Origin of the sequence: Variovorax sp. Root434 (genome assembly GCF_001426595.1) — a bacterium.
In the GTDB taxonomy this organism is placed as follows: domain Bacteria; phylum Pseudomonadota; class Gammaproteobacteria; order Burkholderiales; family Burkholderiaceae_C; genus Variovorax.
In genome coordinates, this window is sequence record NZ_LMEK01000026.1 from 282,985 (window position 1) to 295,805 (window position 12,821).

12 protein-coding genes are annotated in these 12,821 nt (G+C 70.1%); 6 read left to right on the forward strand and 6 right to left on the reverse strand.

The window, feature by feature from the left end:
• Nucleotides 1-27: 27 nt before the first annotated feature.
• Nucleotides 28-1,047: a substrate-binding domain-containing protein gene (locus tag ASD05_RS26090; protein WP_056598603.1), complete on the forward strand. Its 1,020-nt coding sequence runs from the start codon at nucleotides 28-30 to the stop codon at nucleotides 1,045-1,047.
• A gap of 6 nt (nucleotides 1,048-1,053) precedes the next feature.
• Here ASD05_RS26090 and ASD05_RS26095 read toward each other — a convergent pair whose 3' ends face one another.
• From ASD05_RS26095 to ASD05_RS26120, 6 genes are read right to left on the reverse strand one after another with little or no spacing between them, the layout of a single operon-like run.
• Nucleotides 1,054-2,004 (reverse strand): NAD(P)H-dependent flavin oxidoreductase, encoded by a 951-nt coding sequence (locus ASD05_RS26095; protein WP_056598606.1) that lies wholly within the window; start codon nucleotides 2,002-2,004, stop codon nucleotides 1,054-1,056.
• Complete coding sequence (locus tag ASD05_RS26100; protein ID WP_056598609.1) at nucleotides 2,001-3,005, reverse strand: NAD(P)H-dependent flavin oxidoreductase; 1,005 nt, start codon at nucleotides 3,003-3,005, stop codon at nucleotides 2,001-2,003. The genes ASD05_RS26095 and ASD05_RS26100 overlap by 4 nt, the downstream gene beginning before the upstream one ends.
• Entirely contained in the window at nucleotides 3,002-4,108 is a 1,107-nt protein-coding gene (locus ASD05_RS26105; RefSeq protein WP_056598612.1) for a CaiB/BaiF CoA transferase family protein, read from the reverse strand. The genes ASD05_RS26100 and ASD05_RS26105 overlap by 4 nt, the downstream gene beginning before the upstream one ends.
• Nucleotides 4,105-6,228 carry an acetate--CoA ligase family protein gene (locus ASD05_RS26110; RefSeq protein WP_056598615.1) on the reverse strand — a complete coding sequence of 708 codons (2,124 nt, stop codon included), beginning with the start codon at nucleotides 6,226-6,228 and terminating at the stop codon, nucleotides 4,105-4,107. The genes ASD05_RS26105 and ASD05_RS26110 overlap by 4 nt, the downstream gene beginning before the upstream one ends.
• Nucleotides 6,229-6,249: 21 nt before the next feature.
• A complete protein-coding gene (locus ASD05_RS26115) occupies nucleotides 6,250-7,395 on the reverse strand; it encodes an acyl-CoA dehydrogenase family protein (RefSeq protein ID WP_268810558.1) in 1,146 nt (381 codons plus the stop codon).
• Nucleotides 7,396-7,430: 35 nt separating this feature from the next.
• Nucleotides 7,431-8,276, reverse strand: coding sequence for an IclR family transcriptional regulator (locus ASD05_RS26120; protein ID WP_056598618.1), 846 nt, complete (start codon nucleotides 8,274-8,276; stop codon nucleotides 7,431-7,433).
• A 191-nt stretch (nucleotides 8,277-8,467) separates the two neighbouring features.
• Between ASD05_RS26120 and ASD05_RS26125 the strand changes: the two genes are divergently transcribed.
• Genes ASD05_RS26125 through ASD05_RS26145 form a run of 5 tightly spaced genes read left to right on the forward strand, consistent with a single transcriptional unit; the run spans nucleotide 8,468 to nucleotide 12,795 of the window.
• Entirely contained in the window at nucleotides 8,468-9,454 is a 987-nt protein-coding gene (locus ASD05_RS26125; RefSeq protein WP_056598621.1) for a Bug family tripartite tricarboxylate transporter substrate binding protein, read from the forward strand.
• A gap of 52 nt (nucleotides 9,455-9,506) precedes the next feature.
• Nucleotides 9,507-9,935 carry a Zn-ribbon domain-containing OB-fold protein gene (locus ASD05_RS26130; RefSeq protein ID WP_056598624.1) on the forward strand — a complete coding sequence of 143 codons (429 nt, stop codon included), beginning with the start codon at nucleotides 9,507-9,509 and terminating at the stop codon, nucleotides 9,933-9,935.
• Nucleotides 9,932-11,086: a thiolase family protein gene (locus ASD05_RS26135; protein ID WP_056598627.1), complete on the forward strand. Its 1,155-nt coding sequence runs from the start codon at nucleotides 9,932-9,934 to the stop codon at nucleotides 11,084-11,086. The genes ASD05_RS26130 and ASD05_RS26135 overlap by 4 nt, the downstream gene beginning before the upstream one ends.
• A gap of 26 nt (nucleotides 11,087-11,112) precedes the next feature.
• Nucleotides 11,113-11,931 (forward strand): enoyl-CoA hydratase/isomerase family protein, encoded by an 819-nt coding sequence (locus ASD05_RS26140; RefSeq protein WP_056598829.1) that lies wholly within the window; start codon nucleotides 11,113-11,115, stop codon nucleotides 11,929-11,931.
• A 48-nt stretch (nucleotides 11,932-11,979) separates the two neighbouring features.
• Nucleotides 11,980-12,795 carry an SDR family NAD(P)-dependent oxidoreductase gene (locus tag ASD05_RS26145; RefSeq protein ID WP_056598629.1) on the forward strand — a complete coding sequence of 272 codons (816 nt, stop codon included), beginning with the start codon at nucleotides 11,980-11,982 and terminating at the stop codon, nucleotides 12,793-12,795.
• The last annotated feature ends 26 nt before the right edge of the window (nucleotides 12,796-12,821 follow it).

Below are 12,821 nucleotides of genomic sequence, written 5' to 3' on the forward strand. Positions count from 1 at the left end.
CTTGCCAGACAGGGAATGCCCATCCGAATGAATGCAGGAAAACAGAAGATCGATCTGCGCGACGTGGCGCGCCTGGCGGGTGTCTCGCTGGGCAGCGCGTCGCGGGCGATGAACGGCGCCGGCGCCTCGGCGGCCACGCAGGAGAAGGTCAACCAGGCGGCGGCGGCGCTGGGCTACCGCCCCAACCACGCGGCGCGGGTGCTGCGTTCGCGGCTCAGCCGCACCGTGGGGTGCCTGCTGCCCGACATCTCGAACCCGCTGTATGCGCAGGTGTTCCGCGCGCTGGAGGACGAGTTCCTGCGGCGCGACTACCTGCTGCTGCTGGCCAACGGAGCCAACGACGTCGAGCGCGAGACGAAGGCGCTGGGAACGTTCACACAGCGCGGCATGGACGGCGTGATCCTCGCGCCCGGCAACGAGCGCAACGCGGCGCTGGTGGAGGCGCTGCGGGTGCTGCCGATGCCGGCCGTCGTGTTCGACCGCGAGGTCAGCGGCGCCCATGACGCCGTGCTCATCGACCACGCGGGCGGCGTGCGGCGCGTGGTCGAGCGCCTGCTCGGCCTGGGGCATCGCGACATCGCCCTCGTGCTCTGGCAGGGCGACACGCGCCCGGTGCGCCGCCGCGTGCAGGGCTTTCGCACGGCGTTCCAGGCCGCGGGCCTGCCTGTGCCTGATCTCCTGGTGCAGGCGCGCAGCGTCACCGCATCGGTCAACGCGGAGGTCACCGAGCTGCTCGGGCGGCCGGACCGGCCGACAGCGCTCATCGTGCAGGGCACCCACATGCTCAACAGCGCGCTGCGCGCGATCGCCGCGCGCGGGCTCCAGGTGCCGCGAGACATCTCGGTGGTCGCCATCGGCGACACGCCCTTCGCCGCCGAGCACGACCCGGCGGTGAGCGTGCTCGACATCGACCAGGCCGAGACCGCGCGTTGCCTGGTCGACCTGCTGCTCACCCGGATCGCCGACAACGGGTTGCCTCAACGCAAGGCCCGCGTCGGGCTGCGCTACGTGGAGCGCGACTCGGTGGCCGCGCCCGCGTCGGCCTAGGAGCGGTCAGGTCGTCGAGGTGCCACGGTACTCCCGGCCGAGCGCGTCCACCAGTTCGGCGACCGTCGGCACGGCGCGCACGCCGGACACCGAATGCCCCCCGCTCCAGATGTCGGTCCAGCGCTGGCTGGGCGCCGCATTGGCGCCGCCGCCGTAGCGTCTTCTCGCTTCCTCCACCGAAATGCTCTCGTTGAGCGTCGAGATGTCGATACCCAGCCGCCGTGCCGACGGCGCAAGGAAGCTGGCGGGCAGGCCGGTGAAGCCGCGCGTGAGCAGCACGTCGTCGATCGAGCTGTCGACCAGCATCCGCCGGTACTCGTCGCTCGCCAGGCTCTCCTGCGTGGCGATGAAGCGGGTGCCCATGATGCCGAGGTCGCAGCCGAGCTCTCTTGCGGCGCGCAGGGCCACCCCGTCCGACAGGCCGCCGGCGAGCGCGATGGGCCCGTCGAACACGTCGCGCACCGCGCGCACGAAGGCGAAGGGGTTCGCCCAGCCGGTGTGCCCGCCCGCACCCGCGGTGAGTAGCACGAGGCCGTCCACGCCCGACTCGATGGCGCGCACCGCATGGTGCAGCGAGGCCACGTCCGCGAACACGCGGCAGCCGCCGTCGTGGAGGCGCGGCACCACGGCGGCGGGCGAACCCACGCTGGTGATGACGAGCTGCGCGCGGTGCCGCGTGATCAGCTCGACCTCGGCCATCACCCGCGCTGGGTCGCGCCGCATGATGAGGTTGGGGCAGTAGGGCGCCGTGCGCCAGGGCGCAGCGGCGGCTTCTTCATCCAGGCGAGTGAGCCAGGCGTCGAACTCGTCGAGGGTCTGGCAGTTGGCCGTCGGAAAGGCGCCGATCACGCCCGCCGCGCAGACGGCGGACACCCAGTCGATGCCCGAGACCCGCAGCATGGGCGCGGCGATGAGGGGCAGGGCCAGGCGGTCGAGGAAGGGAAGTGCTTGGGTCATTGCAGTGCGGTGGATTCGTTCAGGTGCGCCACGGCAGCGCGTGCTTGGCGGATGAGGTCTTCGACGATCGCGGCGAGCGGCTCGGTGCGCGTGGCGAAGCCGATGGCCGGGCCGAGCGAGAGCATGCCGCCGCGCCAGTCGCCGTCGCCATAGCAGCGGTCGCGCGCCACGCGGCTGTCGAGCAGGGCGCCGAAGGCGGCGTGGTCCGCTGCGCCGGCACGCTCGACGGCGTCGACCTGCGCGGCGGTGTCGTTGCGCAGCACGCGCCAGGTGTTGCCCAGCGTGTGCAGCAGGCGCACGGTGCTGTGCTCGTCGCAGCCCAGCAGGTGGTTCTTGTAGGCGGCGTGGGCTGACACCTCGTCGCTCACGAGGAAGCGGCTTCCCATGAGGACGCCGTCCGCGCCGAGCGCGAGCGCGGCGGCGAGCTGGCTGCCATGGCCGATGCCTCCGCCCAGCACCAACGGGATGTGGAACTGCCCGCGCGCCGCGGCCAGCGCGCCCATCAGCATGGTGGGCAGCTCGTTGGCGCCGGGGTGCCCGCCTTCCTCCATGCCGACCAGCGCGACCGCGTCGGCGCCGGCCGCCTGGGCGGCGAGGGCGTGCCGCACGCTCGATGCCTTGTGGATCACGATGCCGCTGGCTGCGTGGATGGCCTGGATCAACGCGTCCGGCGCATAGCCGGCGGTCTCGAAGTGGCGCACGCCATGATCCAGCGCGGTTTCCAGCGAGGCCCGCACGCCGGTGTTGGCCTGCGGGCGCGCCGAAAGCGTGAGGTTGACGCCGAAGGCGCGGCCCCCGGTGATCTCGCTGCAGCGCCGCAGCTGCTCGCGCAGCGCGGCCTCGCCGTCGAAGGAGCGCGGGGTGATGAAGCCCATGCAGCCTGCGTTGGTGAGCGTCCCCACGTAGCGGGCGTCCGAGAGCCACATCAGCCCGCCGCCGAGGATGGGGTAGGCGAGGCCGAAAAGCCTCGTCAGCCGCGTGGGCAGCGGTGGCTGGCTCACAGCAGCAGCTGCCGTGCGTTGTCGAGGCCGGGCGCGTCGCCGAGCGCCGACGGATCGACGCCCGCGAGCGGCACGGGGAAGCGCACCAGTGACAGCGGCTGCGTGCCGTTGATCAGGCCGCGCCCCGCGAACTGCGGCAGGGCGGCCAGTTCGCCGGGCGCGACCACGGGCGCGACGGGCAGGTCGTTGCGCGCCAGCGTCTCGAAGGCCTCGGCCGAATCGCGACCGGTGAGCTGCTGGGCGATGCGGTCGTTGATGGCCTCGGCCTGCTTCTTGCGCGCGCCCAGCGTCCGGTAGGTCTCGCCTGCGAAGTCGCCCATGTCCAGCACCTTGCAAAGGCGCGCCCAGAAATGGTCTTCCAGCGCCGCGACGCTCAGGTACTGAGCGTCGCGGCAGCGGAAGCTTCCGTACGCGGGTTTCAGCTGCGTGGACGCGCGCTGGCGCTCGAGGCTGCCCGCGCCGTCGGCGCGGTAGGCGCCCAGGCGCGGGTTCATCCAGTGCAGCACGCAGTCGGCCAGCGCCACGTCCAGGTGCTGGCCCCGGCCCGTGCGTTCGCGCTGCAGCAGCGCCGCCAGCGTGGACGACAGCGCATACATCGAGCCGCACAGATCCGCCACCGGCAGACCGAAGTTCTGCGTGGGCGGGCCATCGGGTTCGCCCGAGACCGCGAGCGCCCCCGCCACGGCGAGGTAGTTGATGTCGTGGCCTGGCAGCTGCGCCCACGGCCCCTCCTGCCCATAGCCGCTGAGCGAGACGTACACGAGGCGCGGAAAGCGCTCGCGCAGGCTGGCGTAGTCCAGGCCCAGGCGCGCCATCACGCCGGGGCGGTACGACTCCACCAGCACGTCGGCCTGCGCCACGAGCTCGTGCACGCGGGCGCGCTGCGCCTCGTCCTTGAGGTCGGCCAGCAGGCTGAGCTTGCCCCGGTTGACCGCCTCGAAGCCGCCCGGCCCCATGCGCCGCGCGTTGTCGCCGCCGGGCGGGCGCTCGATCTTGATGACGCGCGCACCCATCTCCGCCAGGTTCTGCGTGAAGAAGGGGCCCGGCAGCAGTTCGCTGAAGTCGAGCACGGTGATGCCCGTGAGCGGCGCGGCCGCGCTCATGCCGCGCCCCGCTCCACGATCACCGCATCCAGCGGCAGCGCGCCTTCGCCTCGCGCGCCGACCCAGATCGGGTTGAGGTCCATCTCCTCGATGCGCGCCGCGTTCGCCGTCACGAACTCCGACACACCCAGCAGCAGACGCTCCAGTGCGGCCACGTCGGCCAGGGGGCGGCCGCGCGCACCGTCGAGCACGGGGAAGCAGCGCATCTCGCGCACCATCGATGCGGCATCTTCGGGGCTCAGCGGCAGCAGCCGGCGCGTGACGTCGCGCAGGATCTCCACGTAGACCCCGCCCAGGCCGAAGGTCATCACATGACCGAACACCGGGTCGCGCGTGACGCCGGCCATGAGCTCGACGCCGCCGCCCGGAGCCATCTTCTCGATCAGCAGGCCGTCGATGGCGGCATCAGGCTTGTGGTGTTTGGCCGAGGCCATGATGTCGTCCCACGCCAGTTCCACCTGCGCGCCGTCGGCGGCGCCCACCCGCACGCCGCCGATGTCCGACTTGTGCAGGATGTCCGGGCTGGCGATCTTCGCGACCACCGGGTAGCCCATGCCGTCGGCGATCCGGCGCGCCTCTTCCCGGGTGCGGGCCACGGCCACGGGCAGCAGCGGGATGCCGGCCTTTGCCAGCAGGGCCTTCGCCTGCAGCTCCGAGAGGCTGCGCACCTCGCCTTGCACCGCCGGCACGGCGGCCGGAAGACGGCGCGACGGGCGGCCCGCTGCGCTGCGGTGCCAGCGGCCCCATTCGGTCCAGCGCCGGATCGCGGCGATCGCCTTGCCGACCGAGCGTGGCGGCGCGAAGCCGGCCTCGACCAGCATGCGGTAGCCCTCGCCCATCCGGTCGCTCATCCAGATCGGCACGATGGGGCTGCGCACGCGCTTCTGCGCGGCGATGATGGTCTGCGCCATGCGGATGGTGGTCTCGCCGTAGTCCAGCGCGATCGGCGTGACCACGCAGCCCGTGTTGGGGTCCGCGGCGACCGCGCCCAGCGTGCTTTCGATGAGGTCGGCGTCGCTGAGCACGGCGGCGGTCGTGTCGACCGGGTTGTTGATCGCCGCGTAGTCGGGCAGCTTGCTGCGAAGCAGCGCGGTGGTCTCGGGAGCGAACTCGGCCAGCGTGAGCCCGGCCGTTCCCACCGCATCGGCCGTCAGCGCCGTGGTGCCGCCCGACGAGCAGTAGACGCCGATCGCCTCGCGCTCGCCCGGCATGGCGCGCGCGAAGAGCCAGGCCGTGTCCACCAGCTCGTCGATGTCGTCGACCTCGATCACGCCGTACTGGCGGAACACAGCGCTGTTGACCTCGGCCGAACCCGTCAGCGAGGCGGTGTGCGACTGCGCGGCGCGCTGGCCGTACTCAGACTTGCCGACCTTCAGCGCGATGACCGGCTTGCCGTTGTCCGCCGCGCACTGCAGCGCGGCCAGGAAGCGCGGGCCGTCCTTGATGCCCTCGAGCAGCGTCACGATCACCTTGATGTCGGGCGCGGTCGCCATGTAGTGGATGAAGTCCGCCACCTGCAGGTCCACCTCGTTGCCGGTGGAGGCCCACAGGCCGATGCCGATGCCGCGCTCCATGGCCTGCATCACGTTGCGCCCCAGGCCGCCGCCTTGCGTGGCCAGGCCGATCGGACCCTTGACCAGGTCGTGCGGGAACGACGGCGAGAAGGTCATGCCCAGGCGTTGGTTGACGTTGGTCAGTCCCGGGCAGTTCGGGCCGTAGATGCGCATGCCGGCCTGCTCGGCGATTTCCTTGAGCCGGGCCTGCGCCCGCTCGCCCTCGGCGCCCGCCTCGCCGAAGCCGGAGGTGAGGATGATGGCGAAGGGCACGCGCCTGGCCGCGCATTCCTCCATCACCGCGATGACGCCCGATGCGGGCACCGCGATGACGACGACATCGGGCGTCTGCGGCAGCGAGGCGATGCTGGGCCAGCAGCGATGGCCGCGCAGTTCGCTCCTGGTGGGGTTGACCAGGTAGAGCTCCCCGTCGATCTTCGAATGGTCGAGCAGATTGCTCAGGGTGCGTCCGCCGATGCTCTGCGGCCGCTCGGAGGCGCCGACCAGCGCGATGGAACGCGGATGGATGAGGCGTGACAGGTCTGTGCTGAAGGCCGGTTGGGTCATGCTGTGCGACTCCCGCGGCGTTCAGGCGATGGCCGAGATGCCGAGGATCTCGCGCCCGACGATCAGCGTCTGCACTTCGGTCGTGCCTTCGGGGATGGTCCCGCCGCGGGTGTCGCGGAAGATCCGCTCGATCGGGTAGTCGGTGGCATAGCCCAGGCCGCCGTGCACCTGCAGCGCCATGCTGGCCACCTCGTGGGCGGCCTCGGTGGCGTAGAGCTTGGCGATGGAGGCGGCCGTGCGCGCGTCGTGGCCCGAGTCGAGCGCGGCGGCGGCGCGCAGCCCCAGCGCGCGTGCGGCCTCCACGCGGATCGTCATGTCGACGATCAGCTTCTGCACCAGCTGGAAGCTGCCGATGGGCTTGCCGAACTGCGTGCGCGTGCGCGCGTAGTCGATGGAAAGGTCCAGCGCCGACTGCGCGGCGCCCACGGCGCCCATGGCGATGTTCACGCGCGCGCTGTCCAGGCCGATCAGCATCTTCTTGAGCGCGTTGCCTTCCTCGCCCAGCAGGTTCTCGCGCGGCACCTTGACGTTGTCGAAGCCCAGCTCGGCCGTGCCGGTGCTGCGCAGCACCATCGTGTCGACGCGCCGCATCTCGTAGGGCGAGACATCGCGCTCGACCAGGAAGGTGGAGAGCTGGCCCTGGCAGTCGGGGCTGAAGGTGCGCGCCACGACGATGCCGAAGTCGCCGAAGGCGCCGTTCGTGATCCACAGCTTGCGGCCGTTGAGCACGTAGTGGTCGCCCTGCAGGTCGGCGCGGGTCTGCACCTGCGCGATGTTGGAGCCCGTGCCCGGCTCGCTGATGGCGCTGAAGCAGCGGCGCTCGTTGTTCAGCAGCGGCTTGAGGAAGCGCTCCTTCTGCGCGGGCGTGGCCTCGGCCGCGAGCTTGTTGATCGCCGCGTTGGTGATGTTGAGCATCGTGCGCAGCGACAGCCAGGCATAGCCCGCTTCTTCCATCAGCATCGCCCAGGTGAGCTGGTCCAGGCCCATGCCGCCTTCTTCTTCCGGCAAGCGACCGCCCAGGTAGCCGAACTCCGACAGTGGCTTGAGCAGCTCGAAGGGAAAGGTCTTGTCCTGGTCGTGGCGCGCGACGATGGGCGCGACCTCGCTCTTCATGAAGCGGCGGATGCTGTCGCGCAGCATGGCTTGTTCTGCAGTCTGGGTGTACACGTTGTCTCCTGTTTGAAAGTGAAGATGAGCGGCGCTCAAGGCTCTGCGGGAGGCAAGGCCTTGGTGCTGCGGCGGGAAGATGAAGTGGCAGAAGAAGCGGGCGATGGCTGCTGCTGCTCGCGCACCGTGCCCTCGGCGGCGGCCTGCTTGCGAAAGACGATCGCCTTGACCTCCTGCAGCGCCTCGAGGCAGCGCTCGCGCTGGTCGCGCATGCGATGGGTGAGCCCGGCCACCGACAGGGCCAGCGTCTCGCCGCCGATCTGGCCGGCCACGGCGACGGCGGTCAGCCCTTCGCTGCCTTCGTTCTCGATCCAGATCCAGCCCTGTTCGCGTGCGCGTTCCACCTGCGCTTCCAGGGCGGCCAGATCGGTGAGCGTGCCGGAGGCCAGCGCGCGCAGCGGCTTCAGGCGCAGCTGCCGCGCGGCCTCTTCCGGTGTGCCGATCGCAAGGATCGCCTTGCCCAGGGCGGAGACGTGCAGCGCCAGCTTGTCGCCCACATGCTGCATGTAGCGCAGTGCGTGCCGGCCCTCGCTCAGGGCGATGATCTTCACGACGCCGTTCTCCAGCCTGCCGCACAGGCCGGTTTCGCCGGTGCGGTCGCGCAGCAGTTCGCACGCCTCGGCACCCACGGCGTACAGGGGGTCGCTGGCGGAGATTTCCCTGGCCACTGCCAACAGGCGCGCCGTTGGATAGAAGCGCCGGCTGCGCGCGGTGCGCAGCAGATAGCCCAGCTCGTGCAGCGTGTGCAGCAGGTCGGAGCAGCTGCTCTCGGGCAGGTCCATGAGGCGGGCCAGGTCCGAGTTGGACAGCTCGCGCTTCTCGCGTGCAAAGACTTCCAGCAAGGTCATTGTGCGGGCGGCCGCAGGAACGATGGTTGGCATGAATCCTCCGATAGGTCGTAGAAGTTATCGATCATAGCGATGGGAATCATGCGTTTGCGAGGGATTGCTGCTGAAGAAATGCCTTGAAGATGCAGAAAACACGGTTGCCAAACAACGACTGGTTGAAGTAGTCTACGTCTATTCGTAGAAAAAACGCAATCGAATCGCGTCACAAAACCCGGAGACAACCCTTGAAAACCTTCCTCAAAGCCCTCGCCTCGGTCAGCGGCGCGCTCCTCCTTTCCACCGCCGTGCATGCGGCCGGCGAAGCCGACGGCTGGCCGTCCAGGCCGCTGACCTTCGTCGTGCCGTTTCCGCCTGGCGGCATCACCGACAGCACCTCGCGCCTGCTCGCACAGAAGCTGGGCGACAAGCTCGGGCAGCAGGTGATCGTCGACAACCGGCCCGGCGCGGGCGGCTCCATCGGTGTCGAATACGCGGTGCGCCAGCCTGCCGACGGCTACACGCTGATCTACGGCACGCAAGGCACGCATGCGGCCAACCTCGCGCTCTACAAGAACGTGCGCTACGACCCGGTCAAGGACTTCAAGGCCGTGCACGGCATGTCGGAGTCGCCGCTGATCCTGGTCATCAACCCGAACAAGCCGTTCAAGACGGTGCCCGAGCTGGTGGCGTACGCCAAACAGAACCCCGGCAAGCTCAACTTCGGCTCGGCGGGCGCGGGCACGGCGACGCACCTGACGGCGGAGCTCTTCCAGACGACTGCGGGCATCAAGATGACGCACGTGCCCTACAAGGGCAGCAGCCCGGCCTTGACCGACCTGATCGCCGGCAACCTGGACCTGGCCTTCGACTACGCGGCCGTGGTGCTGCCCTTCGTGCAGGCGGGCAAGCTCAAGGCGCTGGCCGTGACCGGCAAATCGCGCCTCAGCAGTGCGCCCGATTTGCCGACCATCGGCGAGCTGGGCTACCCCGGCGCCGAGTCCAGCGCATGGGGCGCCATGTTCGTCTCCTCGAAGACGCCCGCGCCCATCGTCAAGCGCCTGGCCGATGCCATGGCGGAAGGCATCGTGAACCCCGAGCTCCTGGCCGCCACCGAGAAGTTCGGCAGCGTGCCGATGCGCGGCATGCGCGGCGAGAAGCTCGACGCCTTCGTCAAGTCCGAGATGACGCGCTGGCGCGAGGTAGTGCAGAGCTCCGGCGCCAGACTGGAGTAGCACGCGCGCCCCCACCACAGCCCCTTTTTTTACAACCGGGAAATCCGTTTCTATGACCACTGACCTACGTGGCCTGCAGCCACAGCATCCGACGCTCTACCAGCTCGCGCCCGACGGCGAGTCGCTGGAGTTCCTCTTCGCGCAATGTCCGACGTGCCGCAAGCTCGTCTTTCCCGCCAACGTGCCCGGCTGCAGCCACTGCGGCGATCCGCTGCAAGGCGCCGAGAAGCTCGCGCGCCCCGGCGGCGGCAAGCTGCTGGAGTACGTGACCCTGCACGTGCCGCTGCTGCCCGGCATGGACGTGCCCCGCATCGCCGCCGACATCCTCATCGAGGACGGGCTCGTCGAGGAGGGCGTGATCGCCGGATCGGACGAGTCGGCCCTGCGCGTCGGCATGGTGCTGCGCGCCGTCGCTGTCGCGCAGCCCGGCGGCGAAACCTTCGCCTGCCGCTTCGTTGCGGCAGAGGGAGCGGCGCGATGAGCAACTGGATCGACGACAACGAAGGCGTGTACGTCGCGGGCATCGGCATGCACGCATACCAGTTCCCGAGCGAGACGCCCTACACGCACCTGGGCCTGGCCGCGGTGCGCGCCGCGCTGGCGGACGCGGGCCTGGCCTGGCCGCAGGTGAACAGCGCCTACGTGGGCACGACCTCCATCGGCATGGCGGCCGGGCGGGTGATGCTGCGGCACCTCGGCTCGAGCGGCCTGGCGGTCACCCAGGTCGAGAATGCCTCGGCATCGGGCTCCTTCGCCTTCCGGCAGGCGTGCATGGAGGTGGCGCGCGGCGTCAGTGACGTGGTGCTGGCGGTGGGCGTGGACAAGCACGGCGACGCCCGGCGCGCAGCCGACAAGGAGGGGCTGGCCCGCCTGAGCGAGACGGCCAACGTCCCCGCGGTGAAGTTCGCGATGATGGCCCGCACCTACCTGCGCGAACGCGGCGCGGACGCGGCCTCCATGGCGCAGGTAGCTGTGAAGAACCATGGCAACGCCTCGCGCAATCCCTTCGCGCAGTTCCGCAAGCCGCGCACCCTCGAACAGGTGCTCGCCTCGCCGGCCGTGGCCGGCGACCTGACCGTGCAGCAATGCTGCCCGCGCGGCGAGGGTGCCGCGGCCGCGATCGTCGTCTCGGGCCGCGCGCTGCGCCGGCTCGGCCTGGACGCTTCCCGCTGCGTGCGCGTGCGCGCCTCGACCGCATGCAGCGAAACACCCGAAACCTCCTACGGCGCCGCGGCGGTCGACCTCGTGCGCGCCAGCGCCCGCGCGGCGCTCGAGCAGGCGGCGATTCCCGCAAGCCGGCTGGACCTGCTGGAACTGCACGACGCCTTTTCGGTGGAGGAACTGCTCTACAGCGAAGCCATCGGCGTGTGCGAGCCGGGCGAGGGGGCCGCGTACCTGCTGCGCGGCGACTCGCAGATCGGCGGGCGCTGCGCGATCAACGCGTCGGGCGGTCTGATCGGCATGGGCCACCCGCTGGGGCCGACGGGCATCGGCCAGATCGCGGAGATCACGCGACAGCTTCGCGGCGAGGCCGGCGACCGGCAGCACGAAGGTGCCGGCTGGGGCATGGCCCACATGATCGGGCTCGGGTCTGTGGCCATCGCGCACGTCCTTTCCCGCGCCACGGCATGACAGCGCAAGAAAACGAAGGAAACACCATGTCTGAAAACACCTGGCCCGACCACGTCGACCTGCCGACGCTTACCTACCGCGTCGAGGGGCACGTGGCCGTCGTGACGCTAAACCGGCCGGACCGCATGAACACGCTGGGCGGCACGATGAAGCCCGACCTGGCCCATGCATTCTTCGAACTGGCCCGCGCCGACCAGCGCGTGCGCGCGGTGGTGCTCACGGGCGCCGGCGAGCGGGCCTTCTGTGCCGGCGCCGACATCAAGGAGCGCGCCGACCATCAGATCTGCGCCGCCGACTTCTTCGTCGCGCAGAAGGCGACGCACGACCTGTTCCGCGGCATCGAGGAGTTCGAGAAGCCGACCATCGCGGCGATCAACGGCGTCGCGCTCGGCGGCGGCCTCGAACTGGCCCTGTGCTGCGACCTGCGGCTGGCCGCCGACCATGCGCGCCTGGGCCTTCCGGAGGTGCGGCTGGGCGTGATCCCCGCAGCCGGCGGCACGCAGCGGCTGCCGCGCCTGATCGGCGAGGCGCGCGCTAAGGCGCTGATGTTCACGGCCGCCCAGATCGATGCTGCCAAGGCCCTGGACTACGGCCTGGTCACGCAGGTGCTGCCCGGCGCCGAGCTGCTGCCGGCCGCCATCGCGCTCGCGCAGCAGATCGGCGAGATGCCGCCGCTGGCGGTGCGCTTCGTCAAGCGGGCTGTCAACCGCGGCATGCAAACCGACCTGGACAGCGGCCTCGAGTACGAGCGCTATGCCGCGGCCCTGCTGGTGGACAGCGAGGACCGCAAGGAAGGCATGCGCGCCTTCGTCGAGAAGCGCAAGCCCGTGTTCCAGGGGCGCTGAACCCCCCTCGCATCCCCCATCCATTCAAAAGCAAGCAAGGAAACACATATGAAACTCGGTTTGGACTCACAGGTCGCGCTGGTGACCGGCGGCGGCCAGGGCGTGGGCCGGCAGATCTGCATCGAACTCGCCCGCGAAGGCGCGCGTGTCGTGGTCAACGACCTGTTCCCCGAAAGGGCGCAGGCCGTGGCCCGCGAGATCGAGGCGCAGGGCGGCAAGGCGCTGGCCGCGCCCGCCGACATCACGCAGGCAGATCAGGTGCACGCCATGGTCGAGGCCGCCGCGCGGCACTTCGACGCGCCCGTGCAGATCCTCGTGAACAACGCCGGCATCATTCCCGAGCGGCGCGAGAAGGGCGGGCGCACGCCGGCCTTCGTCGACATGCCGGTGGCCGACTGGGCCAAGATCGTCAACCTCAACGTCTACGGCACCTTCCATTGCTGCCATGCCGTGCTGCCCGGCATGGTGGCCGCCAAAGGAGGCCGGATCGTGAACATCATCTCGGAGGCAGGCCGCATCGGCGAAGCGAACATGGCCGTCTATTCCGGCGCGAAGGCCGCCATTGCGGGCTTCGCCAAGGCGCTGGCGCGCGAGCATGGACGGCACGCGATCACTGTCAATTCCATTGCCCTTGGTGCGGTTTCGCATGAAGGTATCAAGGATGGGCCGTTGCATCCGGATGCGACGATTCAGAACAACGAACTGCTCGCGAAGATGGTGAACCTCTATCCGATCTCCAAGGGCCTGGGACGGCTGTCCAGGCCGGACGATGTGTCCGGGCTCGTGGCATTCCTCGCTTCCGAGCGCGCGTTGTTCGTCACCGGTCAAACGATCGGGGCATCGGGTGGATTTGCCATGATCTGAGGAGCGCGCGGCGCGACAACCCTTGA

Excerpts from the sequence above, each read along its gene's own strand:
- ASD05_RS26090 (WP_056598603.1), top strand. The coding sequence starts at position 28 with ATGAATGCAGGAAAACAGAAGATCGATCTGCGCGACGTGGCGCGCCTG.
- ASD05_RS26095 (WP_056598606.1), bottom strand. The coding sequence starts at position 2,004 with ATGACCCAAGCACTTCCCTTCCTCGACCGCCTGGCCCTGCCCCTCATC.
- ASD05_RS26105 (WP_056598612.1), bottom strand. The coding sequence starts at position 4,108 with ATGAGCGCGGCCGCGCCGCTCACGGGCATCACCGTGCTCGACTTCAGC.
- ASD05_RS26110 (WP_056598615.1), bottom strand. The coding sequence starts at position 6,228 with ATGACCCAACCGGCCTTCAGCACAGACCTGTCACGCCTCATCCATCCG.
- ASD05_RS26120 (WP_056598618.1), bottom strand. The coding sequence starts at position 8,276 with ATGCCAACCATCGTTCCTGCGGCCGCCCGCACAATGACCTTGCTGGAA.
- ASD05_RS26130 (WP_056598624.1), top strand. The coding sequence starts at position 9,507 with ATGACCACTGACCTACGTGGCCTGCAGCCACAGCATCCGACGCTCTAC.
- ASD05_RS26135 (WP_056598627.1), top strand. The coding sequence starts at position 9,932 with ATGAGCAACTGGATCGACGACAACGAAGGCGTGTACGTCGCGGGCATC.
- ASD05_RS26140 (WP_056598829.1), top strand. The coding sequence starts at position 11,113 with ATGTCTGAAAACACCTGGCCCGACCACGTCGACCTGCCGACGCTTACC.
- ASD05_RS26145 (WP_056598629.1), top strand. The coding sequence starts at position 11,980 with ATGAAACTCGGTTTGGACTCACAGGTCGCGCTGGTGACCGGCGGCGGC.